General features: G+C 65.8%; 24 protein-coding genes and 4 tRNA genes. 25 read left to right on the top strand and 3 right to left on the bottom strand.

Annotated elements, in window-relative coordinates; translation table 11 throughout:
* Positions 1-186: 186 nt before the first annotated feature.
* The gene (locus ACIBK2_RS29185; protein ID WP_396971686.1) at positions 187-1,209 is read left to right on the top strand and encodes a polyprenyl synthetase family protein; all 1,023 of its coding nucleotides are present in this window, start codon (positions 187-189) and stop codon (positions 1,207-1,209) included.
* An 82-nt stretch (positions 1,210-1,291) separates the two neighbouring features.
* Complete coding sequence (htpX, locus tag ACIBK2_RS29190) at positions 1,292-2,173, top strand: zinc metalloprotease HtpX (protein ID WP_396971688.1); 882 nt, start codon at positions 1,292-1,294, stop codon at positions 2,171-2,173.
* Here the strand turns inward: htpX and ACIBK2_RS29195 are convergent.
* Together ACIBK2_RS29195 and ACIBK2_RS29200 are read right to left on the bottom strand one after the other, a co-directional pair.
* The gene (locus ACIBK2_RS29195) at positions 2,167-2,640 is read right to left on the bottom strand and encodes a MarR family winged helix-turn-helix transcriptional regulator (RefSeq protein ID WP_396971689.1); all 474 of its coding nucleotides are present in this window, start codon (positions 2,638-2,640) and stop codon (positions 2,167-2,169) included. The two genes, htpX and ACIBK2_RS29195, sit on opposite strands and share 7 nt — an antisense overlap.
* A 20-nt stretch (positions 2,641-2,660) precedes the next feature.
* Positions 2,661-3,152 carry a YajQ family cyclic di-GMP-binding protein gene (locus ACIBK2_RS29200; protein ID WP_357385561.1) on the bottom strand — a complete coding sequence of 164 codons (492 nt, stop codon included), beginning with the start codon at positions 3,150-3,152 and terminating at the stop codon, positions 2,661-2,663.
* Between the two features lie 164 nt (positions 3,153-3,316).
* Here ACIBK2_RS29200 and ACIBK2_RS29205 point away from each other — a divergent pair.
* From ACIBK2_RS29205 to ACIBK2_RS29255, 11 genes are all read left to right on the top strand, one after another.
* Positions 3,317-3,399: transfer RNA gene (locus ACIBK2_RS29205), tRNA-Tyr, on the top strand.
* Positions 3,400-3,612: 213 nt separating this feature from the next.
* Positions 3,613-3,685: transfer RNA gene (locus ACIBK2_RS29210), tRNA-Thr, on the top strand.
* A 90-nt stretch (positions 3,686-3,775) separates the two neighbouring features.
* Positions 3,776-3,851: transfer RNA gene (locus tag ACIBK2_RS29215), tRNA-Met, on the top strand.
* Positions 3,852-3,892: 41 nt separating this feature from the next.
* Positions 3,893-4,063: a 50S ribosomal protein L33 gene (rpmG, locus tag ACIBK2_RS29220; RefSeq protein ID WP_150399758.1), complete on the top strand. Its 171-nt coding sequence runs from the start codon at positions 3,893-3,895 to the stop codon at positions 4,061-4,063.
* Positions 4,064-4,253: 190 nt separating this feature from the next.
* Entirely contained in the window at positions 4,254-5,312 is a 1,059-nt protein-coding gene (locus ACIBK2_RS29225) for a fused (3R)-hydroxyacyl-ACP dehydratase subunits HadA/HadB (protein WP_396971981.1), read from the top strand.
* A 226-nt stretch (positions 5,313-5,538) separates the two neighbouring features.
* Positions 5,539-5,611 (top strand) — tRNA-Trp (locus ACIBK2_RS29230).
* A 42-nt stretch (positions 5,612-5,653) separates the two neighbouring features.
* A complete protein-coding gene (secE, locus tag ACIBK2_RS29235; protein ID WP_396971690.1) occupies positions 5,654-6,064 on the top strand; it encodes a preprotein translocase subunit SecE in 411 nt (136 codons plus the stop codon).
* Positions 6,065-6,180: 116 nt separating this feature from the next.
* Complete coding sequence (nusG, locus tag ACIBK2_RS29240) at positions 6,181-7,002, top strand: transcription termination/antitermination protein NusG (protein WP_396971983.1); 822 nt, start codon at positions 6,181-6,183, stop codon at positions 7,000-7,002.
* Between the two features lie 96 nt (positions 7,003-7,098).
* The gene (gene rplK / locus ACIBK2_RS29245; RefSeq protein ID WP_150399757.1) at positions 7,099-7,533 is read left to right on the top strand and encodes a 50S ribosomal protein L11; all 435 of its coding nucleotides are present in this window, start codon (positions 7,099-7,101) and stop codon (positions 7,531-7,533) included.
* A 76-nt stretch (positions 7,534-7,609) separates the two neighbouring features.
* Positions 7,610-8,323 (top strand): 50S ribosomal protein L1, encoded by a 714-nt coding sequence (gene rplA / locus ACIBK2_RS29250; RefSeq protein WP_357385565.1) that lies wholly within the window; start codon positions 7,610-7,612, stop codon positions 8,321-8,323.
* Between the two features lie 144 nt (positions 8,324-8,467).
* Positions 8,468-8,998 (top strand): NADPH-dependent FMN reductase, encoded by a 531-nt coding sequence (locus ACIBK2_RS29255; RefSeq protein WP_396971693.1) that lies wholly within the window; start codon positions 8,468-8,470, stop codon positions 8,996-8,998.
* A 56-nt stretch (positions 8,999-9,054) separates the two neighbouring features.
* On the opposite strand, the gene ACIBK2_RS29260 is transcribed toward ACIBK2_RS29255, so the two are convergent.
* Entirely contained in the window at positions 9,055-10,677 is a 1,623-nt protein-coding gene (locus ACIBK2_RS29260; RefSeq protein ID WP_396971695.1) for an MFS transporter, read from the bottom strand.
* Positions 10,678-11,125: 448 nt separating this feature from the next.
* Here ACIBK2_RS29260 and rplJ point away from each other — a divergent pair, with 448 nt between their 5' ends.
* The 12 genes from rplJ to ACIBK2_RS29320 all read left to right on the top strand — a co-directional run bounded on the left by rplJ (position 11,126) and on the right by ACIBK2_RS29320 (position 23,053).
* Positions 11,126-11,680 carry a 50S ribosomal protein L10 gene (rplJ, locus tag ACIBK2_RS29265; RefSeq protein ID WP_396971696.1) on the top strand — a complete coding sequence of 185 codons (555 nt, stop codon included), beginning with the start codon at positions 11,126-11,128 and terminating at the stop codon, positions 11,678-11,680.
* A gap of 65 nt (positions 11,681-11,745) precedes the next feature.
* Positions 11,746-12,126: a 50S ribosomal protein L7/L12 gene (gene rplL / locus ACIBK2_RS29270; RefSeq protein ID WP_396971698.1), complete on the top strand. Its 381-nt coding sequence runs from the start codon at positions 11,746-11,748 to the stop codon at positions 12,124-12,126.
* 277 nt (positions 12,127-12,403) lie between these two features.
* Positions 12,404-13,480, top strand: coding sequence for an ABC transporter ATP-binding protein (locus ACIBK2_RS29275; RefSeq protein WP_379291766.1), 1,077 nt, complete (start codon positions 12,404-12,406; stop codon positions 13,478-13,480).
* Positions 13,481-13,491: 11 nt separating this feature from the next.
* A complete protein-coding gene (locus tag ACIBK2_RS29280) occupies positions 13,492-14,286 on the top strand; it encodes an MlaE family ABC transporter permease (protein ID WP_379291768.1) in 795 nt (264 codons plus the stop codon).
* A gap of 105 nt (positions 14,287-14,391) precedes the next feature.
* Positions 14,392-15,156 (top strand): ABC transporter permease, encoded by a 765-nt coding sequence (locus ACIBK2_RS29285; protein WP_223884852.1) that lies wholly within the window; start codon positions 14,392-14,394, stop codon positions 15,154-15,156.
* Complete coding sequence (locus tag ACIBK2_RS29290; RefSeq protein WP_396971700.1) at positions 15,153-16,505, top strand: MCE family protein; 1,353 nt, start codon at positions 15,153-15,155, stop codon at positions 16,503-16,505. Before ACIBK2_RS29285 ends, ACIBK2_RS29290 begins: the two co-directional genes overlap by 4 nt.
* Complete coding sequence (locus tag ACIBK2_RS29295; protein WP_396971701.1) at positions 16,502-17,578, top strand: MCE family protein; 1,077 nt, start codon at positions 16,502-16,504, stop codon at positions 17,576-17,578. Before ACIBK2_RS29290 ends, ACIBK2_RS29295 begins: the two co-directional genes overlap by 4 nt.
* Positions 17,578-18,588, top strand: a complete 1,011-nt coding sequence (locus ACIBK2_RS29300; RefSeq protein WP_396971702.1) for an MCE family protein — start codon at positions 17,578-17,580, stop codon at positions 18,586-18,588. The genes ACIBK2_RS29295 and ACIBK2_RS29300 overlap by 1 nt, the downstream gene beginning before the upstream one ends.
* A 1-nt stretch (position 18,589) precedes the next feature.
* Positions 18,590-19,843 carry an MCE family protein gene (locus tag ACIBK2_RS29305; RefSeq protein ID WP_396971704.1) on the top strand — a complete coding sequence of 418 codons (1,254 nt, stop codon included), beginning with the start codon at positions 18,590-18,592 and terminating at the stop codon, positions 19,841-19,843.
* Complete coding sequence (locus ACIBK2_RS29310; RefSeq protein WP_396971706.1) at positions 19,840-21,078, top strand: MCE family protein; 1,239 nt, start codon at positions 19,840-19,842, stop codon at positions 21,076-21,078. Before ACIBK2_RS29305 ends, ACIBK2_RS29310 begins: the two co-directional genes overlap by 4 nt.
* A complete protein-coding gene (locus tag ACIBK2_RS29315; RefSeq protein WP_396971708.1) occupies positions 21,075-22,316 on the top strand; it encodes an MCE family protein in 1,242 nt (413 codons plus the stop codon). The genes ACIBK2_RS29310 and ACIBK2_RS29315 overlap by 4 nt, the downstream gene beginning before the upstream one ends.
* Before the next feature lie 29 nt (positions 22,317-22,345).
* The gene (locus ACIBK2_RS29320; protein ID WP_396971709.1) at positions 22,346-23,053 is read left to right on the top strand and encodes a hypothetical protein; all 708 of its coding nucleotides are present in this window, start codon (positions 22,346-22,348) and stop codon (positions 23,051-23,053) included.

The raw sequence follows: 23,053 nt of genomic DNA on the forward strand, positions 1-23,053 counted from the left end.
TACTTGCAGGGCAATCTTGTTCGTGTCGACGGTGGGCGCGTCACCGGCGACGCGGCGTGGCGAGGCGCGCGGACGGTGACGTGCAAAAGTGTCTGATACACCGCATAGTGATGGTGTTCATGGGCCATCGGCTGGGGACACGCTAGGTTCTCTATCGTGGGGTCGGACGGATCGGTGGGAGAAGAAATGAGCACATCGGCTGTGAAGGACGAGAGCACGGTGGTGGCCGGGGTCGACCTCGTCGACGTCGAGCTCGCGGCAACCGTGCGCAACGGCCTGGAAGAGGTCGAGAAGCTCCTGGTCACCGAGCTGTCCGACGGCGAGGAATTCCTGCAGGAGGCGGCGCTGCACCTGGCCAAGGCCGGCGGCAAGCGGTTCCGTCCGCTGTTCACCATCCTCACCGGCCAGCTCGGCCCGCGCCCGACCGATCCCGCGCTGATCACCGCGGGCACCGTCGTGGAACTCGTGCACCTGGCGACGCTGTACCACGACGACGTGATGGACGAGGCCACCATGCGCCGCGGCGCCCCGAGCGTGAATTCCCGCTGGGGCAACAACATCGCGATCCTCGCGGGCGACTATCTGTTCGCGCACGCATCGCGGCTCACCTCGACCCTCGGCCCGGATGCCGTGCGGATCATCGCCGAAACCTTCGCCGAACTGGTCACCGGCCAGATGCGCGAGACCATGGGCGCCCGCGAATCCCAGGACCCGGTCGAGCACTACCTGCGCGTCGTCTGGGAAAAGACCGGCTCGCTCATCGCGGCCGCCGGTCGATTCGGCGGCACCTTCTCGGGCGCGAGCCTCGAGCACGTCGAGCGGCTGGCCCGGCTCGGCGACGCGGTCGGCACCGCCTTCCAGATCTCCGACGACATCATCGACATCTCCTCGGCCGCCGAGCAGTCCGGCAAGAACCCCGGCACCGACCTGCGCGAGGGCGTGCACACCCTGCCGGTGCTGTACGCGCTGCGTGACGAGGGCACCGAGGGCGACCGCCTGCGCAAGCTGCTCGCCAATCCGCTGCAGACCGACGCGGAGGTGGAAGAGGCGCTCGACCTGCTGTCCCGCTCGCGCGGCATGGTGCTGGCCAAGGAGAAGCTGCAGGGCTACGCCGATATCGCGCACGCCGAACTCTCCGCCTTGCCCGCGGGACCGGCCAACGACGCCCTCGAACACCTGGTTCGCTACACGATCGAGCGTGTCGGCTGACTCGAGCAGGAACTTTGGTTCGTGCTCCTATCGTTGACCTGTTGTCAACACTCAACGATCGGGGAGTGGGCAAAGGAGACGTATGCACGGGCACGGGTATGCGAACGGACTGAAGACGTTCGGGTTGATGATCGGCCTTTCGGCGTTGATCGTGTTCGCCGGTGCGCTGTTCCGCAGTCCGACGATCCTGATCATCGCCATCGTGCTGGCGGTCGGCATGAACGCGTATGCGTACTTCAACAGCGACAAGCTCGCGTTGAAGGCCATGCACGCGCAGCCGGTCAGCGAGCTGGAGGCGCCGGTGATCTACCGGATCGTGCGCGAGCTGGCGACCACCGCGCGCCAGCCGATGCCGCGGCTCTACATCAGTCCGACCAACGCGCCCAATGCCTTCGCCACCGGCCGCAGTCCACGGCACGCCGCGGTCTGCTGTACCAGCGGCATCCTGCAGATCCTCGATGAGCGCGAGCTACGCGCGGTGCTCGGCCACGAGCTATCGCACGTCTACAACCGCGACATCCTGATCTCCTCGGTCGCCGGCGCGCTCGCCGCGGTCATCTCCGGCCTGGCCAACCTGGCCTTCTTCGCGTCCGCGTTCGGCGGCAACCGCAACGGCGAGGGCCCGAACATGCTCGGCGTGCTGCTCGTCTCGCTGCTCGGCCCGATCGCCGCGAGCCTGATCAAGCTGGCCGTCTCCCGCTCCCGCGAATTCCAGGCGGACCAGTCCGGCGCCGAACTCACCGGCGACCCGCTCGCCCTCGCCTCGGCCCTGCGCAAGCTGGAGCGCGGCGTGCAGGCCGCCCCCTTGCCGCCTGAGCCGCAATTGACCGCGCAGTCACACCTGATGATCGCCAACCCGTTTCGCGCGGGTGAGCGCGCCGCCCGCTGGTTCTCCACCCATCCGCCGATGGCCGAGCGCATCGCTCGCCTCGAGGAAATGGCCGGCGGCCCGAAGAATTACTGAGGGTTTTCGGCGGCGAGTTCTTCCTCGAACGCACGGAAGGTGTCGACGAACAGCTGCCGCTGTTGCGGCGTCAGCGGTTCGAGCACTCTGCGCCACGCGCGGGCGCTGCCGCCGAGCCATTCGTTGATCGAATCCGTATGTGCCGCAGCGATTCCCACGATCGTGCGGCGACGGTCGCGGTCGTCCGCGGTGCGCTCCAGCAGCCCGTCGCGACTCAGTTCGCTCACCATCGAGCTCACCGTCGTCGGCGCGACTTCCAGGCGCGCGGCGAGGTCGTTCACCGTCTTCGGACCCTCGAAAACCAGGATCGCCAGCAGCGACAGGTGCCGGGGCGCGAGCGCGAACTCCCGGAGTGCGTCCGGGACTCGTAATCGCTTGGCGCGCCCGACAACCCGTGGCATGAGCAGCAGCAGCGTGCGGATCCCCGCGTCGACGCCGATCCCGCCCCGTTGCTCTTCGGTCGACATCGTCGGTACCCGCGAGCTCGCTATCGGTAGTTGACGAACTGCAGGGCGATGCCGAAATCCTCGCCCTTCAACAGCGAGATCACCGCCTGCAGATCGTCGCGCTTCTTGCTGCTCACCCGAAGTTCTTCACCCTGGATCTGCGCCTTGACGCCCTTGGGGCCCTCGTCGCGGATCTTCTTGGTGATCTTCTTCGCGTGCTCGGTGTCGATGCCCTGCACCAGCGTTCCGGTGATCTTGTAGGTCTTGCCGGACGCGACCGGCTCGCCGGCGTCGAACGCCTTGAGCGAGATGTCGCGGCGAATCAGCTTCTCCTTGAACACATCCAACGCCGCCTTGACCCGCTCCTCGGCCTCCGCCGTCAGCACGATCTTGTCCTCGCCGGACCACTCGATGGCCGCACCGGTGTTGCGGAAGTCGTAGCGGGTGGTCAGCTCCTTCTCCGCCTGATGCAGCGCGTTGTCGACCTCCTGACGTTCGACCTTGCTGACGACATCGAATGACGAATCGGCCACACTTCGCTCCTGTCCTGGCGGTCCAACTGCTCGCTCGACCGGTTGATCGGTCACCGTTAGTTGTACCCCGGAGCGCGACCGTAGTCCCGCCGCATGGCCGATGGCCAGCCGGTTTGCATTCAGGGTGCGGGTCCGTTGTATTCTGCTCTCCGCACTCAGTGCACGGCAGATTGCCCGAGCGGCCAATGGGAGCGGACTGTAAATCCGTCGGTGAAAACCTACGTAGGTTCGAATCCTACATCTGCCACCGGAGACCCCCGCAGATCGAAGTTCTGATCTGCGGGGGTTTTTCGTTGCCGCCTGCCGGTCGCAGGCTCTCGTGCTCGCCAAGTGCCGGATCGCCCTCCGAAAAAGGCTTCTGACCACCCGGTTTGGAGCTCTGACCCTTGGGTGTGTAACCTCGTTCAAGACTTCGCCGCGCCGGGGTCGGGAGTTCAGAGCCTGGTGCGAAAGTAGTCATGCCCCCTTAGCTCAGTCGGTAGAGCGTTTCCATGGTAAGGAAAAGGTCAACGGTTCGATTCCGTTAGGGGGCTCGCCGGATTGCCGGTGGTGACCGACTCGGCATCGCATATAGTTCCCACTCTGGTGGGGCCGGGCGCGGCACTACAGCAATGCGACCCCGTGGCGGTGTAGCTCAGTCGGTAGAGCAAACGACTCATAATCGTTGTGTCGCCGGTTCAAGTCCGGCCATCGCTACCAAACCGATCAGACCAACTGGTTGACCCGAAAGAAGGAATATCGTGGCCGCGAAGTCCACCGATGTCCGGCCAAAGATCACCTTGGCCTGCGAAGAGTGCAAGCACCGCAACTACATCACCAAGAAGAACCGGCGCAACGACCCGGATCGGCTGGAACTCAAGAAGTTCTGCCCGAACTGCGGCACGCACCGGGGACATAAAGAATCCCGCTAGTCCGCCACGCGTGATGCTGCCGCGTGGATCGGCGTCGAGAGCTTGATCGTTCTCGACAATCTCGGATCGTGACAGTGCGAGGGCCGGACGTTTGTCCGGCCCTGACGCATTTCTCGGACGAGTAGCGCGGTAGTAGACGCTCCGCCGGCTCCGGATATCGGGGTCAGATAGGTACAGTCCACCCGTGACAATCAACACCGGTACAGATGAAGCGGTTCAGGCGGTCGAGAACTTCGACCCCGCAGCACACGCGGCCTCGATGGTTGGTCACCACTACCGCGTCGACGACTACTACGAGGTCGGCCGCGAGAAGGTGCGCGAATACGCGCGCGCTGTGCAGGACTACCACCCGGTGCACTGGGACGAGGACCTGGCGCAGGAGTACGGCTATGACGGCCTGCTCGCGCCGCTGACCTTCATCTCCCTGGTCGGCATTCTGGCCCAGCGCAAGCTCTTCGAGCAGATTGTCACCGGCTACGACCTGAGCCAGATCCTGCAGACCGACCAGATCCTGGAATTCCACCGGCCGATCAAGGTCGGCGACCAGCTGGTCTGCGACGTCTACCTGCACTCGTTCCGGCAGGCCTTCGGCGGCGACATCATCGTCACCAAGAACATCGTCACCGCGCAGAACGACGAGCTGGTGCTCACCACCTACACCACGCTGATCGGCCGCAGCGGCGGCGATATCGACCCGAATCTCAACGACGTGGTCCGCAACGTGCTGATGCACGGCATCGGCGAGGACGCACCGGACCATCGCCCGCGCGCCAACGCCCCGGCCCCCGTGGTCGCCGCCAAGGTGCCCGAGGTCGCGCCGAGCAAGCGCGCCATCAACTTCGACGACATCGCGGCAGGCGACGAACTGCCCAGCCGCATCGTCCGGCTGACCCGCGGTGACCTGGTGAACTATGCCGGTGTCTCCGGCGATGCCAACCCGATCCACTGGAGCGACGAGGTCGTCAAGCTCGTCGACCTGGAAGACGTGGTCGCGCACGGCATGCTCACCATGGGCCTCGGCGGCGGCTTCGTCACCTCCTGGGTAGGCGATCCCGGCGCGGTCAAGGAGTACAACGTCCGCTTCACCAGTCCCGTCTATGTGGGGACCGATGAGGCCGCCGAGATCGAATACACCGGTAAGGTGAAGTCCGTGGATCCGGAGACGCGGACCGCGGTCGTCGCCATCGTGGCGAAGTCGGCGGGGCGCAAGATCTTCGGGCGCGCGACGGCAACCGTCCAACTGGCCTGACCTGGTCGCTTGACCCTGATTGGCTAACGACGCGGGCGGTAACGTACACTCAGATTTCTGGGGTCACCAGCCGCTGCGCGCTGCTCTGTAGGGCTGGTTCCAAGCGAATCCGCACGGATTCGCCGAGGGGCCGGCAACTGCCGGAGTGGCGCGCGTGTTGTGTGGCACCAGAACTGAACAACTGAATACCGAACAGTGGTTGGAAAGCCGGCATGGTTCCAACCGAAGGGGCGTAGCTCAACTGGCAGAGCAGCGGTCTCCAAAACCGCAGGTTGCAGGTTCAAGTCCTGTCGCCCCTGCCTTCCGTAGCGACTGCTTGCAGGTCGCTCGAAAGAACCGGCATGCCAGCGACGAAAGGGATCGACGTGAGCGAGCGGGAAGATCGCCTGGGCGCACATGCGACCGACGACGGCGATGACACCGCCGGAGGCGCTCGTCCGAGTGGCAAGCGAACCGCTCGGCGGACTCGCAGCGCGTCGTCCGACACGGGTTCGATCGCCACTCTGGATCGACCTACGTCGCGCAGGGCAGCCAAGACCGATCGGGCCGAACGCGGAACGCGTAATCCGTTCAAGCGTTTGATCAAGTTCCTGCGTGAAGTAGTCGCGGAACTGCGCAAGGTGATCTGGCCCAACCGGAAGCAGATGGTCACCTATACGAGCGTTGTTCTGGTGTTCGTGATTTTCATGGTCGCGTTCATCAGCGGGTTGGATATCGCGTTCATCAAGGGTGTCAACTGGCTGTTCGGCTAGTAGAAACGCGCCGAAGGCGGCCGATCCCCGGGGCGGACCGGGCGGAGTAGTTCCGCCTTGCGCCCGGCCCCGGCACGCAGAGGATGTACGTGACGACACAGGAAGCGAGTGCCCCAGTGAGCACCCCGGAGAACGACACAAACGAAGAGTTCCCGGTCGAGGACGCGGTGGTGGATCCCACGACCGAAGACGCCGCGACCGTCGAAGACTCCGAGGACGTGGACTCCGAGGAAGCCGCTGACGCCGAGGTCGCCGAGTCGGAGACCGAAGACGAGGCCGCTGCCGACGCCGCTCCGATCGACGAAGAGCCTGCCGACCCGGTCGCGGAGATGAAGTCCGCGCTGCGTCGTGCCCCCGGTGACTGGTACGTCATCCACTCCTACGCCGGTTACGAGAACAAGGTGAAGGCCAACCTCGAGACCCGCGTGCAGAACCTGGACCTGGAGGAGTACATCTTCCAGGTCGAGGTGCCGACCGAAGAGGTCACCGAGATCAAGAACGGCCAGCGCAAGAACGTCAACCGCAAGGTGCTGCCCGGCTACATCCTGGTCCGGATGGAACTCAACGACGAGTCGTGGGGCGCGGTGCGCAACACCCCCGGTGTCACCGGCTTTGTCGGCGCCACCTCGCGTCCGTCGCCGCTGTCCATCGACGACGTGGTGAAGTTCCTCGTCCCCGCCGCCCAGCAGAAGAAGGCGCCTGCCGCCGCCGGTGCCGCGGGCTCGGGCGATTCCGGCACCGAGTCGGTGTCCAAGCCGACCATCGAGGTCGACTTCGAGGTCGGCGAGTCGGTCACCGTGATGGACGGCCCCTTCGCGACGCTGCCCGCCAGCATCTCCGAGGTCAACGCCGAGCAGCAGAAGCTCAAGGTGCTCGTGTCGATCTTCGGCCGCGAGACCCCGGTGGAGCTCGGCTTCACCCAGGTCGCGAAGATCTAAGACGTTCCGTCCTCGACGGAATGAATCGGCCCGGACCACGGGTTGATTCACCAGGACTTGCAAAGAGCAAGGAAAACAGACACCTAGGAAAGAAAGATGCCCCCCAAGAAGAAGAAGCTCGCCGGGATCATCAAGCTTCAGATCCAGGCCGGCCAGGCGAACCCCGCCCCTCCGGTGGGTCCGGCGCTCGGTCAGCACGGCGTGAACATCATGGAGTTCTGCAAGGCGTACAACGCCGCGACCGAGTCGCAGCGTGGCAACGTCATCCCGGTCGAGATCTCGGTCTACGAAGATCGCTCGTTCGACTTCAAGCTGAAGACCCCGCCCGCCGCTCGGCTGCTGCTCAAGGCCGCCGGTGTGCAGAAGGGTTCGGCTGAGCCGCACAAGACCAAGGTCGCGAAGATCACCATGGACCAGGTCCGGGAGATCGCCAAGACCAAGGCCGAAGATCTGAACGCCAAGGACATCGACCAGGCGGCGAAGATCATCGCGGGTACCGCTCGTTCGATGGGTATCACCGTCGAAGGCTGAGCTACCTAGCTCCAGGTGGGAGGGCCGGCCAGGCCCGATAACCACGGCTGAAACCAGAAACTAAGGACAGAGAATCATGGCAAAACGAAGCAAGGCGTATCTCGCCGCGGCCGAGAAGGTCGATCGCGACGCGCTGTACTCCCCGCTCGCCGCCGCGCGGCTGGCCAAGGAGACCGCGACCACCAAGACCGACGCGACCGTCGAGGTCGCCGTCCGTCTCGGCGTCGATCCCCGTAAGGCGGACCAGATGGTTCGTGGCACGGTCAACCTGCCGCACGGCACCGGTAAGACCGCCCGCGTCATCGTGTTCGCAGCCGGCGAGAAGGCCGCCGAGGCCGAGGCCGCCGGTGCGGACGCCGTCGGCGCCGAGGACCTGATCGAGCGGATCCAGGGCGGCTGGCTCGAATTCGACGCCGCGATCGCCACCCCGGACCAGATGGCCAAGGTCGGCCGGATCGCGCGTGTTCTCGGACCGCGTGGCCTGATGCCGAACCCGAAGACGGGCACGGTCACCAACGACGTGACCAAGGCCGTCAACGAGATCAAGGGCGGAAAGATCAACTTCCGCGTCGACAAGCAGGCCAACCTGCACTTCGTCATCGGCAAGGCCTCCTTCGCCGATGCCGCGCTGGTGGAGAACTACGGCGCCGCGCTGGAGGAGATCCTGCGTGTGAAGCCGTCGACCGCCAAGGGCCGCTACGTCAAGAAGGTGACGGTTTCGACGAACACCGGACCGGGCATCCCGGTGGACCCGAACCGCACCCGCAACCTCCTCGATGAGGACGCGTAGCGACTGCTTGCAGGTCGCTCGAAAGGGCCAGCGTCTTAAGTAGCACCTGAGTACATCCGCAAGGGCGGGAACGCGAATCGCGTTCCCGCCCTTGCGCGTTTGCGGGATCGGACTAATTCGGGGCTCGGCATCGTTGGCCCTGATGTGACCGTTGTCCTGCTCATCTCCGGGAGCACGCGCAGTGCCTCGACCAATTCCGCGGCCTTGCGCACGGTCCAGGCGCTCGCCGCCGACGGCGTCGAGGCGCGGTGGTTCGATGGCCTCGCCGACCTGCCCGCCTTCAACCCGGACGACGACGGCACCGGACATCCGTCGGTTCTCGCACTGCGCGAACAGCTTTCGCAGGCCGACGCGGTGCTGTTCTGCACCCCGGAGTACGCGGGCACGCTGCCGGGCAGCCTGAAGAACCTGCTCGACTGGACCGTCGGCAATGCCGATCTCTACGAGAAGCCGACCGCCTGGATCAATGTGGCCGCGCTCGGCCGCGGTGACGGCGCGGCCGCGACCTTGGCGCTCGTCCTCGGCTACGTGGGCGCCGACGTGGACCCCGACACCTGCGCCCGGCTGCCGGTCGGCCGGGACGACGTCGGACCGGACGGCTTGGTCGCTACCGCCGAATTCCGCAGCGGCGCAATCGAAGCACTGAACAACCTGGTCGCCAGAGCAGCCGTCTGAGCATGACGCGGGCCGGGACCCGACTCCGATCCCGGCCTGTCATCGAACGCGGACGGTCAGCTGGTCGAATCCTCTCGGGGTTCCCCGGCTTTGCGCCAGCCGAGCAACACCGACTCACCCTCCGGCACGCCCCATGGCAGGAACATCGCCACCACGATCGCGCACACCACCACCGCGGCCGCCGCGACCAGCGAGGCGGCGTGCGAGCCCTCCAGCGCTGCGGTTTTCATGGCGACGATGAGGTTTTCGCGCTGGCTCTCGAAGAACTGGGGAAGCGGGCGCTTGCGGATCTCCAGCACGCTGAGCGGACTGGACTTCACCAGCCCCTTCTCGTTGTCGTTCATCAGGCTGGCGGGCAGCGCGTCGATGCGCGGGGCGATCCTGGTCGTGTAGTACGAGGCCACGATCGAGCCGAGCACCGCGACGCCGAGGGTGCCGCCGATCTCGCGGGTGGTGTCGTTGACCGCCGACCCGGCGCCCGCCTCGTTGAGCGGCAGCGAGCCCATGATCGATTCGGTGGCCGGTCCCTGCACGATGCCGACGCCGAGCGCCATGAACACCATGGCGGGCAGCACGTCGGTGACATACGGACTGTCCACCGTCACCTGACCACCCAGATACAGCCCGAGTCCGGTACTCAACAAGCCGGTCACAATGACCGGAGTCGGCCCGAATCGCTGTGCGAGCAACGTGGCAATCGGTGCGCCGATCGCCACCGAGAACGCGAAAGGCAGTGAGGCGATACCGAATTCGAGCGGCGTGTATTCACGCACCCCTTGGAAATACTGCGTGATGAGGAATAGAAAGCCGAACATCGAGAAGTAGCAGATCGCAATCGACAAGGCGGGCATCGAGAATCGCCGATTGCGGAACAGCGTCATATCGAGAATCGGTGCGGCAGTGCGCAATTCCCAGACGACGAACGCGATAACCAGCGCGAGGCCGAGCCCGCCGGTGCCAAGGGTCGTCGAGGAGAGCCAGCCGAAGCGCGGCGCCTCGATGATGGACCAGACCACCAGCGTGATGCCCGCGATGGACAGTCCGATGCCGGGCAGATCGAGCTTGCCGACCTGCGAGGAGCGCGATTCGGGCACCCAGAGCAGGGTGGCGGCGAGCGCGACCAGCGCGAGCGGCACGTTGATCCAGAAGACCGAGTGCCAGGTGAAGTGTTCCAGCAGCCAGCCGCCGGAGATCGGGCCGATCGCGATGGCGAACCCGGCCATCGCGGTCCACGCCGCAATGGCAAGGGCCCGTTCGCGTTTGTCGTGGAAGATGTTGATGATCAGCGCGAGCGTCGCGGGGAAGACGGCGGCCGCGAACACGCCCATCGCGGCGCGTGCGGCGATCACGCCGCCCATCGAGCCGGACAGCGCGCCCGCCACCGACATGGCGCCGACGCCGACCAGGCCGACCATCATCACCCGGCGGCGGCCGAGGCGGTCGCCGAGATTGCCGAAGGCGAGCAACAGGCCCGCGAAGGTGAGGGTGTACGCGTCGACGACCCATTGCAGGCCGCTGACGCCGGTGCGCAGCTGCACCCCGATCGAGGGCAGTGCCACGTTCACGATGGTGTTGTCCAGGACGACTAGCAGCTCGGCGAGGCAGATCACGGCCAAGGCGAGAAAGCGCTGGTTACGTCGTTCCAGCAGCACCGGTGGATCGACTATGGAGGTTGCCATAGTTCAGCAGTCAAACAGTAACTGTCACCGTTGGTAACACCTTCAAGCCGCGATCTCGGCCACACCGGCGGGGTGAATGTGACGGATGCCACATGAATTCGGGCGCTGAATGGTCCCAATTCGCCTGAGCCGCACCCCGTTTTGGCAGATGGAGGTGGGTCCGGGTACATTGGACAACAGTTATCGACTAGTTCGATTCCTACCCAATCCGTTCTACCGAAGACCGTTGGTCGTCGAGCCCGCATGGGTTCGGTCGAAGGTCCGGCGACATTGCCGGCGGCCCACGCAGGGAGAACCGAGGCCGTGAGTTATGTGTGCGCCCCGGAACGCCTTGCGTCCGGGGCGTTTGTTTTGCCTGGCCCTTTCGAGCGACCTGCAAGCAGTCGCAAGCGGCGGTCCCCCTGATCGGTAGGCGGTTACATACCGACCATCAGAGAGGAGGCGAAGTATGGCAAAACCCGAGAAGGTTACCGCGGTCGAGGAGATCACCGAGCAGTTCAAGAGCTCGACTGCCACCGTTGTCACGGAATACCGTGGTCTGTCGGTCGGCAAGCTCACCGAACTGCGACGTGCGCTCGGCGCCGAGGCCACGTACTCCGTCGCCAAGAACACCCTGGTCAAGCGCGCTGCTGCTGAGGCTGGCGTGGAAGGCCTCGACGACCTGTTCGTCGGACCGACCGCGATCACCTTCATCAGCGGCGAGCCTGTCACCGCGGCGAAGGCCCTCAAGACCTTCGCGAAGGAAAACAAGGCGCTCATCATCAAGGGCGGCTACATGGACGGCGCACCGCTGTCCGTGTCCGAGGTCGAGAAGATCGCCGACCTGGAGTCCCGCGAGGTCCTGCTGGCCAAGCTGGCCGGTGCGATGAAGGGCAACATGGCGAAGGCCGCCGGTCTGTTCAACGCTCCCGCGTCGCAGGTGGCTCGCCTTGCCGCCGCGCTCGTGGAGAAGAAGCAGGCCGAAGCCGGTGGCGAACCCGCCGCTGCCGCTGACGCTGAATAACCCCATGCGGGTGAATCGCGCGCGGCTCGCCCTCATGGACAACAACTACCGAAAGGAACAACATCATGGCCAACGTTGACGAACTGCTGGAGACCTTCGGCAACATGACCCTGCTCGAGCTGTCGGACTTCGTCAAGAAGTTCGAAGAGAAGTTCGAGGTCACCGCCGCTGCTCCGGTCGCCGTCGCCGGTCCGGCCGGCCCGGGTGCGGCCGCCGAGGCCGTCGAAGAGCAGGACGAGTTCGACGTCATCCTCGAGGGTGCGGGCGACAAGAAGATCCAGGTCATCAAGGTGGTCCGCGAGATCGTCTCCGGCCTGGGCCTGAAGGAAGCCAAGGACCTCGTCGAGGGCGCGCCGAAGGCCATCCTGGAGAAGGTTGCCAAGGATGCTGCCGAGGCCGCCAAGGCGAAGCTGGAAGACGCCGGCGCCAAGGTCTCGGTCAAGTAATTCCCCGGCCGTTCAGAGCGCTTGCGAGAGCGAATGCTCGAGGCCGCATCGCCGACGGGCGGTCCCCACTTTGGGGGCCGCCCGTTTGCTATTTGTGGCGACCTGCGCCAACAATCCGGAAATAGCGAATGAAACGGGGTTACTCTTCAGTCAGGTTGGGGTGTGCCCCGTCTCGCTCTTGGGATACAGTGGCCCGACCCACTGTGACGTGACACACCGCGAGACCGAGCACGCGGTTAGCTGGTGGGCAGCTCGCTGAGAAATTGTGGAGGTTGGCGTGGGCGTCGAGGTCAGAACCGAAGGCATTACCAAGTCCTTCGGATCCCAGCGAATTTGGCAGGATGTCTCCCTGACCTTGCCGACCGGCGAGGTCAGCGCTTTGCTCGGCCCGTCGGGTACCGGCAAGTCAGTCTTTCTGAAGTCGCTGATCGGCCTGCTGCGCCCGGAGCGCGGCTCGATCTACATCGGCGACACCGATATCACCACCTGCTCCAACAAGGAGCTCTACGAGATCCGCAAGCTCTTCGGCGTGCTGTTCCAGGACGGCGCGCTGTTCGGATCGATGAACCTCTTCGACAATGTCGCGTTCCCGCTTCGTGAGCACACGAAGAAGTCGGAATCCGACATTCGCAAGATCGTCATGGAGAAGCTGGAGCTGACCGGTCTGCTCGGGGCCGAAGGCAAGCTGCCCGGTGAGATCTCCGGCGGTATGCGCAAGCGGGCCGGGCTGGCCCGTGCCCTCGTGCTCGACCCGCAGATCATCCTCGTCGACGAGCCGGACTCCGGCCTCGACCCGGTGCGCACCGCCTACATCAGCCAGCTGCTGATCGACATCAACGCGCAGATCGACGCCACCATCCTGATCGTCACGCACAACATCAACCTGGCCCGCACCGTGCCGGACAACATCGGCATGATGTTCCGCCGCCAGCTGGTCATGTTCGGCCCGCGCGAGGTGCTGCTGACCTCCGACGAGCCGGTGGTCAAGCAGTTCCTCAACGGACGCATGCAGGGCCCGATCGGCATGTCCGAGGAGAAGGACGAGGCCCAGATGGCGCGCGAGCAGGCGATGTTCGACGGTGGCCATCACCACGGTGGCGCCGAAGAGATCGAGGGCATCATCCCGCAGATGCAGGCGACCCCCGGCATGCCGGTTCGTCAGGCCGTGCGCCGCCGCAAGGAACGCGTCCGCGAGATCATGCACACGCTGCCGCACGCGGCCCAGACCGCGATTCGTGAATCACTTGATCAGAACGATGAGACGCAGGTGCTCGCGTACAACAACAGCGACCAGGGTGGTTACCAGGGCGGCGCGTACGAGACCACTACTTCACACAACACAACTAACGGGTAACATCTGCGATCGTGAATTCCTCCCTGGCGCGATTGCGGACTCCACTGGAGTCGGGGTTCGGCCAGGCCGGCAACATCTTTGCGCTGTTCGTGGACGTGCTGCGCAAGACGTTTCGCCGGCCGTTCGAGTGGCGGGAGTTCATCGAGCAGTCGTGGTTCATCGCGAGTGTCTCGATCCTGCCAAGCGCACTGGTCGCCATCCCCTTCGGCGCGGTCGTCGCGCTGCAGACCGGCTCGTTGATCAAACAACTCGGTGCCGAATCCTTCACCGGCGCAACAAGTGTGCTCGCCACCGTGCAGCAGGCGGCGCCGATCGTCACGGCGCTGATCATCGCGGGCGCGGCCGGTTCTGCGGTCGCCGCCGACCTCGGCTCGCGCACCATCCGTGAGGAGATCGACGCGCTGGAAGTGCTCGGCGTCGATCCGGTGCACAAGCTGGTGGTGCCGCGCGTGCTCGGCATGACGGTGGTCGCGCTGCTGCTCAACGGCCTGGTCTCGGTGGTCGGCATCGCGGGCGGTTACTTCTTCAACGTGTTGCTGCAGGGCGGCACGCCCGGCGCGTACCTCGCGTCGTTCTCCGCCCTGGCGCAGCTGCCGGACCTGTGGATCGGTGAGTTCAAAGCGCTCGTGTTCGGTCTGATAGCCGGTGTGATCGCTTCGTATAAAGGGTTGCACCCCAAAGGTGGCCCGAAGGGAGTTGGTGAAGCGGTGAACCAGTCCGTGGTGATCACGTTCTTGGTGCTGTTCTTCGTGAACCTCATCCTCACCCTGGTGTACCTGCAGGTCGTCCCGGCCAAGGGCGCCTGACCGGTGGCCACTCAATACCGCAACCCCACTCTCGCCAAATCGCTTCGCCGGGCGGGAAGTATCGCGCGCTCACCGCTGAAGGTGATCGATCGGGCCGGCGAGCAGATGTCGTTCTACACGCGCGCCATCGCCTGGATCCCGCGCACCGCAGTGCATTACCGCAAGGAGGTCATGCGGCTGCTCGCCGAGGTGACCTTCGGCAGCGGCGCGCTCGCGGTGATCGGCGGCACCATCGGCGTCATCGTGTTCATGTCCGGGTCGGTCGGCGTGGTCGTCGGCCTGCAGGGCTTCAAGGCGCTGGACGCGCTCGGCAGCTCCGTGCTCACCGGCTTCCTCACCGCCTACATCAACACCCGCGAAATCGCGCCGCTGGTGGCGGCTTTGGCGCTGTCGGCGACGGTGGGCTGTGGTTTCACCGCACAGCTCGGCGCCATGCGGATCTCCGAGGAGATCGACGCGCTCGAGGTGATGGCGGTGCCCGGCGTGCCGTTCCTGGTGACCACCCGGGTCATCGCCGGATTCCTCGCGGTGATCCCGCTGTACATCGTCGGCCTGCTCGGCACGTTCCTGGCGTCGCGGATGATCAGCATCTGGTTCAACGGGCAATCCAGCGGGTCCTACGACCACTACTTCAGCCTGTTCCTACCACCTGAAGACGTGCTCTATTCGTTCGTCAAGGTGCTGGTGTTCGCGTTCGTGATCATCATGGTGCACTGCTACTACGGCTTCCACGCCACCGGCGGACCGGCCGGTGTCGGCGTCGCCGTCGGTCGCGCGGTGCGTGCCGCGATCGTGCTGGTGAACGTGCTCGATTTCTTCCTCAGCCTTGCCATTTGGGGGACCACCACGACGGTGCGGGTGGCCGGATGACACGCGGGGTGCAGGCCTGGCGGTCGACCGAGAAGCTGCGCATCCGAGTGCTTGGCATCGCGTTCTTCGTGGTGGTCGCGCTGTTTCTCGCGACGACCATCGCGATCTACAACAAGCAGTTCGTGAAGACGGTCGACGTCGACCTGGTCACCGACAGCGTCGGCAACGCGCTTACCAAGAACGCGGACGTGAAGGTGCGCGGCATCACCGTCGGCGACGTGCGGTCGAGCAACTCCGAGAACGGCAAGGTGACACTGCATCTCGCCATCCATCCGGACAAGGCCGATCAGATCCCGTCCAACGCGACGGCCCGGCTGCTGCCCAAGACGTTGTTCGGCGAGCGGTACGTGGACCTGGTGATCCCCGCCGACCGCAGCGCGACCCACCTGACCAACGGCGTGACGCTGCGGCAGGACCAGAGCGGCAACGCGATCGAACTCAGCAAGCTGCTCGACGACCTGATGCCGCTGCTGCAGGCGATTCCGCCGCAGGACCTCGCGTCCACCCTCGGCGCGCTGTCCCAGGCGCTGTCCGGTCAGGGTCTCGCGCTCGGCGAGAGCGTGGACAAGCTGGACAACATCTTCCGTCAGGTCAACGGCGTAATGCCGGACCTGCAGCAGGACCTGCGCAGCTTCGCCGAGGTGGCCGCCACCTACGCCGATGCCGCGCCGCAGTTGGTGAACGCGCTGGACAACCTGCGAACCACCAACGCGACCATCGTGCAACGGCGCTTCGACATAGATTCGCTGTACGCCGTGCTGACGCCGGCCTCCTCGGACACCGCCGATTTCCTGGTTGCCAACCGGGACAACATCATCGACCTGTCCGCCGACTCGCGCCCGCTGCTCGAGCAGCTGGCCACCTACTCGCCCACCTTCCCGTGTGTGATGGCGAACTTCGCTCTGCAGCGGCCGCGTATCGACGAGATCCTCGGCAAGGGCACCAAGAACCCGGGCACCCGGGTGACCATCGAGTTGACCAACCCGCGCGGCAAGTACCTGCCGAACCAGGACGAGCCGCGGTGGCTGGATGACCGTGGGCCGTGGTGTATTCCGGAGAAGCCGCTCGGTGTCGACCCCGGTCAGTACACCGGCGGCGCGAACAACGACGGCTCCTACGCGGTGCCCAGCCGCAATCCCGGCGATCTGGAGACCGGCAAGATGTCGCCGCCGCAGTTCGGCGTCTATCCGGCCAGCAATGTCGCGACGATCGCGGGCTCGCCGCTGGAGCAGCAGTCGCTCGGCGCGATCTACGGTGCCGCCCAGGGTGTTTCGCCCGATCAGGTGCCGGGCTGGGTGACCAGGGCCGGTGCGCCCGCGTTCCGTGGCAGCGAGGTGAGCGTTCGATGAAGCAGACATTGCGCGGCCTCGGCGGCCCGCTCACCAAGCTGATCGTCTTCGTCGTGGTGACGATCTTCGCGACCACCGTGCTCGGCCTGTCCATCGCCAACTACAGCGGCGACGGCACCAAGTTCAAGGCTCGCTTCACCGACGTCACCTCGCTCAATTCGGGGGACGAGGTGCGCGTCGCCGGTGTCCGGATCGGCAAGGTCACCAATATCGCGATCGTCGACAAGCGCCTCGCCGAGGTGAGTTTCGAACTCACCGACCGCAATTGGCTGCCCGCCTCGACCACCGCGAGCATTCGCTACCGCAACCTGGTCGGCCAGCGCTACATCGCGCTCGAGCAGGGCACCGGTGAGCAGGGCCGAAAGCTCAACGCGGGCGGCACCATCCCGTTGGAGCGCACCAACCCCGCGCTCAACCTGACCACCCTGTTCAACGGCTTCCGTCCGCTGTTCCGCACGCTGACCGCCGACGACGTGAACAAGCTCTCCTTCGAGATCATCCAGGTGTTCCAGGGCGAGCAGGGCACCATCCACGACCTGGTAGCCACCACCGCGAGCCTGACCAACAAGATCGCGGACAAGGATGCGGTGATCGGTGAGCTGGTCCGCAACCTGACCGCGGTGCTCGACACGGTCAACCAGCGCGACGACCAGTTCGATCAGCTCATCGTCAATACCGAGGCGCTGGTCAGCGGGCTGTCCGCGGAGCGAGACACCATCGGCCGCTCGGTGACCTCGCTGGGCAACCTGGCCTCGGCCACCGCCGACCTGTTGGTCCCGGTGCGTCCGACGCTGCAGGGCTCGATCGCCGGGCTGAGTCAGCTCACCGGCACCATCAACGAGCGTAAGGACGATATGAACGATGTCCTGCGCAACCTGCCGATCAAGATGGAAAAGCTCGGCCGGGTAGGCAGTTACGGCTCGTGGTTCCAGTTCTATCTGTGCGGTATCGACATCGTTGTCGGGCCGGGTACGGCGGACGCACCGAACCTGAACCTGCCCGCCGGACTGCCGACGATCAACCAGCCGCTGTATACCAATGCCGCGCCGCGCTGCTCCGGGAAGGCCCGCTGATGGACGACCGGATTCTGCTCGGACGCCGCAGCCCCGTCTTCATGGGCGTGCTCGGCCTGGCCATGGTGCTGCTGGTGACGGTGTCGGCGTTCTTCCTGGACCGGTTGCCGATCATCGGGGCGGGCACCAAGTACACCGCCGAATTCTCCGAGGCCGCTGGCCTGAAGAAGGGCAACGAGGTCCGCATCGCGGGCGTGAAGGTCGGTTCGGTCTCCGGCGTGCGCCTCGACGGACCCAAGGTGCTCGTCGACTTCCGCACCCAGGACGCCTGGATCGGCAGCGAGACCACCGCCTCGATCCAGATCAAGACCGTGCTCGGCCAGAAGTACCTGGCGCTGGACCCGAAGGGCTCCCGCGCGGCCGACCCGTCGACCCGGATTCCGTTGTCGCGCACCGTCGCACCGTATGACGTGGTGGACGCCTTCACCGACGCGGCCAAGAACATCGACCAGATCGACACCGCGCAGCTGGCCACCAGCATGCGGGTGCTCTCGGACGCGTTCTCGACCACGCCGCCGGAGCTGCGCGGCTCCATCGACGGCGTCGCCCGCCTGTCGGAGACGCTGGCCAAGCGGGACGAGGAGCTGAAGAAGCTGTTCGCCGCGACCAGGCAGACCACCCAGGTGCTCGCCGACCGCGACGCGGAGTTCGAGCGGCTGCTCGCCAACGGCGGACAGTTGCTCGCCGAGCTCAACATCCGGCAGCAGTCGATCGCGCAGCTGCTGTCCGGGGCCAAGACGGTGTCCGCGGAGCTCACCGCGCTGGTGCACGACAACGAGGCGCAGATCGGACCCGCGTTGAAGAACCTGCGCGGCTCGATCGATCTGCTGAATGCCAACCAGCAGAACATCTCCAAGACCTTGGAGCTGATGGCGCCGTTCTACGGGATCTACGCCAGCGTGCTCGGCACCGGTCGCTGGTTCGACGCGGTGATCGTCAACCTGATCCCGCCCGCGCTGCCGGATGTCCCCGGTGCTCGTCCGCCGATCCGCAACATGGGAGGTAACTGACATGGCGGGCCGGCTGCAGGGACTGCGGAATTCCGGGCGCGGCACCAAGATCGCCATCGCGCTCGTCGCGGTGGTGGCGCTGGTCGCCGCCGGGGTGCTGTGGTGGACCGTCGATCGATTGACCACCACCAAGATCACCGCCTACTTCGATCGTTCGGTCGGCATCTACGAGGGCTCGGACGTGCGGGTGCTCGGTGTTCCGGTCGGCACGGTGGATTCGGTGGAGCCGCAGGGCGATCAGGTCAAGATCGTGATGAGCGTCGATCGCTCCTTCGATGTGCCCGCGGACGCACGCGCCGCGCAGATCACGCCCTCGATCGTGTCCGACCGCTACATCCAGCTGACCCCGGTCTACACCGGCGGCCCGAAAATGCCGCGCACCGCGACCATTCCGCGGGACCGCACGGTGACCCCGGTCGAGGTGGACCAGCTGTACAAGAGCATCACCGAGCTCTCGGATGCGTTGGGCCCCAACGGCGCCAACAAAGACGGCGCGGTGAACGACCTGGTGCGCACGGGGGCCGCGAATCTGGACGGCAACGGCGAGGCGCTGGCCAACAGCCTCACCCAGCTGTCCAAGGCCGCCAAGTACCTGTCCGACGCGCGCGGCGACATCTTCGACACCGTCAAGAACCTGCAGAGCTTCGTCGCCATGCTGGCCAAGAACGACGCGCAGGTGCGCCAGTTCAATACCCAGCTCGCCGACCTGTCCAGCTTCCTGGCCAGCGAGCGCAGCGACCTCGGCGCCGCGCTGAATCTGCTGTCGGTCGCGCTCGGCGACGTCGCCCGGTTCATCGACAACAATCGCGACCTGATCGCGAGCAATGCCGAGGGGCTGGTCACGCTCACCAAGACGCTGTCCGATCAGCGTGACGACCTGGCCGCAGCGCTGCCCGTGCTGCCGTTGGCGCTCAGCAACCTGATCAACATCCACAACGCCGAATCCGGCACCCTCGACATGCGCGCCAACTTCACCGACCTGCAGGACCCGCTCGGTGTCATGTGCAAGCTGATCGACGTGTCCAAGCTGCGGCCGGGTGATCCGCAGTTCGAGGCGCTCGGCAGGCAGATGCGCCCGATCCTGGATCACTGCAAGGAGATCTCCGACCAGATCACCGCCGGGGTGAAGACGCCGACGCTGATCCTGCCGTTCGGCATCCTCAGCGGGGAGAACGAGCAGCGCGCTCCGGTGCCGGGCACTGTGCCGGGCATTCCGTCGGACCGGATTCCGCCGTCGCAGGGAGGTGAGCGGTGAGTAGCCGATTCCGTTCTGTCACACGCGGTCTCGGCGTCGCCGTGGCCGTCGGGCTGGCCGCGGCCCTGGTCACCTCGTGCGCGTCCGACGGCATCTACAGCGTCCCGCTGCCCGGTGGCGCCGATGTCGGTGACCACCCGATGCGCATCGATATCCAGTTCGACGACGTGCTCGACCTGGTGCCGCAGTCCGCGGTGAAGGTCGAGGGCCTGCCGGTGGGCCGGGTCGAGGAGATCAAGATCGGCAAGGACCAGTGGACCGCGACCGTGCGGGCCGTGGTGAACTCCTCGGTCGATCTGCCGACGAACGCGCGCGCCGAGGTGCGCCAGTCGAATCTGCTCGGCGAGAAGTTCATCGAGCTGTCCAAGCCCGCCACCGATCCGGACCCGAAGAAGCTGACCGACGGTTCGACGATCCCGGTCGACCACACCAGGCACGCCACCGAGATCGAGCAGGTGCTCGGCGCAATGTCGTTGCTGCTCAACGGTGGTGGCGTCGCACAGCTGCAGCCGATCGTCACCGAGCTGAACAAGACCATCGGCGGCCGCGAGGATCGGGTGCGTTCGCTGCTCGATCAGGCCAACATCCTGATCAAGGGACTCGACGATCAGGTCGACGACATCACCAGGGCGCTCGACGGTCTCGACCTGCTGAGCAGCCGGGTGAGCAGGCAGACCGACCAGATCGGTAAGATCCTCGACGAGCTGCCGCAGGGTGTGAAGATCCTGGAGGAGCAGCGCCCGCAGCTGGTGGGGCTGCTCAGCCAGCTGGATCGGGTCGGGCAGGCCGGTTTCGACGTGCTCGATCATTCGAAAGACGACCTCATCCGCGATCTGACCTCGCTGCGCCCGACGCTGCAGGAACTCGGCAAGTCGGCACCGGATCTGATCACCTCGTTGCCGTTGATCCCGACCTATCCGTTCCCCGACTCCACCCTGGAGTCCACCTTCGGCGGCTCGGTGAATACCTGGCTGTCGGTGGATCAGCAGATCGGCGTCACGCTGAGCAATCTCGGTGTCGGCAAACCGGATCCGGTGTACGTCCCGCCGCTCGGCCCCGGCGTGCCGGTGAATCCGACCAACCCGTACTACAACGGCAACGGTCCGCGACCGGGTTGGCCGACGGTGTCGATCCTGCCGCTGCCGCCGAACATGGCGCAGCCGCCCGCGCCGGGCGTGCCGCCGAATCCGGTGGGCGCGATTCTGGAGCAACTCGGAGTGGGTGGTACCCGATGAGTAAGTTGGTCCGCTGGCAGCTGATCATGTTCGTGGTCATCGCGGTCGTCGGCGTTGTCTTCGTCGGTGCCAAGTACATTCGGCTCGATCACATGGTCGGCTTCGGTCAATACGACGTGAAGGTGCAGGCGGCGCAGACCGGCGGCATCTACAAGGGCGCCGAGGTGACCTACCGCGGCGTGCCGGTCGGCCGGGTCGGCGAGCTGGAACTCACCGGCGACGGCGTACTGCTGCACCTGGTAGTCGATTCGAGCTCGCCGAAGATCCCCGCGACCGCGAAAGCCGTGGTGGCCAACCGTTCCGCGATCGGCGAGCAATTCGTCGACCTGCAGCCGACCACCGATACCGGGCCCTATCTGCACGACGGTTCGCTGATCACCTCGGCGACCACGCCGGTGCCGGTGGAGCAGCTGGTCGCCAGCGTCGACACCTTCACCCGCTCGGTCGACCTGGCCGCGTTGAACACCACCGTGCGCGAGCTCGGCAAGGCGTTCGACGGCAAGGGCGACGACCTGCAGGTCTTCGTCGATTCGCTGAACAAGTTCACCACCACGTTCAACGAGACGCTGCCGCAGACCATTCAGCTGATCCGGGACAGCAAGGTCGTGCTCGGCACCCAGGCCGAGCAGTCCGGCGCCATCCGCGAGTTCAGCGACGGCCTGGACAAGCTCACCGCCCAGCTGCGCTCCAGCGACCCGGACATTCGTCGGCTGATCGGCACCGGCAACGACGCGGGCCAGCAGATCGACGCGCTGCTGAAGGAGAGCGGCGGCGCGCTCACCCAGGACCTCGGCAACCTGCGCCAGCTGCTGCTGGCCATCTCGCCCAAGTTCTACGCGATCCGTCCGCTGCTGCAGTTCCTGCCGCAGCTGTCGATCGGTGGCTCGTCCACCGCCCCCGGCGACGGCACCACGCACTTCGGTCTCGTGCTGGAAGCCAACAACCCGCCTGCCTGTACCGTCGGCTACGAGGGAACGCAGCGGATCCTCGAGCAGATGAAGGCGCAGAACCCCGACTTCGACGACAACCGCGACGAGTTCCCGTTCAACAAGGACGCGAAGTGCCGTGTGCCGCAAGGTAATCCGTCCGCGGTGCGCGGCGGTGAACGGGCCGACCTCGCCGATCCGAATGTCGTGCAGCCTTGGGATTCGACCCCCAAGACCGACCCGGAGCGGCTGAACCTGAATCCGATCGCCGTGCAGATGGCAACCCTGATGGGAGTTACGCCGAAGCGGTGACCAGGAATGACGACGTTAGGGTGACTGGCGTGACCGCAGATTTGACCAAGCAGCTCGACTCGACCGAGCCGCCGGAATCATCCGACCCCGCCGACGGCGTGGAGTCCAAGGTGGTTGCCGACGCTCCGGCCGCGGCCTCCGACTCGGGTCGCGGAGTCGTCCACGCGGTCGCACTGATCGCGTCCGCAGCCGCACTGGTCGTTGCCCTCGTCGCCGCCGTCTGGTTCGGCACGGGCTGGGTGCGCTCGGCCGTCAGCGACGCCCCGCGCGGCGATGCCCGCGACACCGCGCTCGACGCCGCCCGCCAGGCCGCGCTCAACATGACCTCGATGAACCTCGACGACGTGCCCGGCTCGCTGGCCCTGGCCCGCTCCTCGATGACCGGCACGCTGCTCGAATCGGCCGACAAGAACAAGGACCAGGCCGAGACGCTGGCCAAGCAGACCGGCGTCGGCATGAAGTCCAAGGTGCTCGGCTCCGCGATCACCACGCTGAACAGTGAGAAGGACAAGGCGTCCGCCCTGGTCGTGCTGCAGGTGACCGAGCTGGCCAAGGACAAGCCGCCCGCCGATTACCGCTACACCTGGAACATCGACGTGACCAAGACCGGCGACGTCTGGAAGGCCGAGCAGATCTCCTCGCTCAGCCAGCCGGTGCTGCTCAGCGGCGGCCAGGCCCAGCCCCCGCAGGCGCCGCCCGCCGACCAGCCGCCCGCCGCGCCCAAGCCGGGATCGTAG

Source organism: Nocardia sp. NPDC050175 (assembly GCF_044459885.1).
Lineage (GTDB): Bacteria > Actinomycetota > Actinomycetes > Mycobacteriales > Mycobacteriaceae > Nocardia.

Coding starts and splice junctions, on each gene's coding strand:
- ACIBK2_RS29185 (WP_396971686.1), top strand. CDS start 187: ATGAGCACATCGGCTGTGAAGGACGAGAGCACGGTGGTGGCCGGGGTC.
- htpX (WP_396971688.1), top strand. CDS start 1,292: ATGCACGGGCACGGGTATGCGAACGGACTGAAGACGTTCGGGTTGATG.
- ACIBK2_RS29195 (WP_396971689.1), bottom strand. CDS start 2,640: ATGTCGACCGAAGAGCAACGGGGCGGGATCGGCGTCGACGCGGGGATC.
- secE (WP_396971690.1), top strand. CDS start 5,654: ATGCCAGCGACGAAAGGGATCGACGTGAGCGAGCGGGAAGATCGCCTG.
- rplK (WP_150399757.1), top strand. CDS start 7,099: ATGCCCCCCAAGAAGAAGAAGCTCGCCGGGATCATCAAGCTTCAGATC.
- rplA (WP_357385565.1), top strand. CDS start 7,610: ATGGCAAAACGAAGCAAGGCGTATCTCGCCGCGGCCGAGAAGGTCGAT.
- ACIBK2_RS29260 (WP_396971695.1), bottom strand. CDS start 10,677: ATGGCAACCTCCATAGTCGATCCACCGGTGCTGCTGGAACGACGTAAC.
- rplJ (WP_396971696.1), top strand. CDS start 11,126: ATGGCAAAACCCGAGAAGGTTACCGCGGTCGAGGAGATCACCGAGCAG.
- rplL (WP_396971698.1), top strand. CDS start 11,746: ATGGCCAACGTTGACGAACTGCTGGAGACCTTCGGCAACATGACCCTG.
- ACIBK2_RS29285 (WP_223884852.1), top strand. CDS start 14,392: ATGTCGTTCTACACGCGCGCCATCGCCTGGATCCCGCGCACCGCAGTG.
- ACIBK2_RS29290 (WP_396971700.1), top strand. CDS start 15,153: ATGACACGCGGGGTGCAGGCCTGGCGGTCGACCGAGAAGCTGCGCATC.
- ACIBK2_RS29295 (WP_396971701.1), top strand. CDS start 16,502: ATGAAGCAGACATTGCGCGGCCTCGGCGGCCCGCTCACCAAGCTGATC.
- ACIBK2_RS29300 (WP_396971702.1), top strand. CDS start 17,578: ATGGACGACCGGATTCTGCTCGGACGCCGCAGCCCCGTCTTCATGGGC.
- ACIBK2_RS29305 (WP_396971704.1), top strand. CDS start 18,590: ATGGCGGGCCGGCTGCAGGGACTGCGGAATTCCGGGCGCGGCACCAAG.
- ACIBK2_RS29315 (WP_396971708.1), top strand. CDS start 21,075: ATGAGTAAGTTGGTCCGCTGGCAGCTGATCATGTTCGTGGTCATCGCG.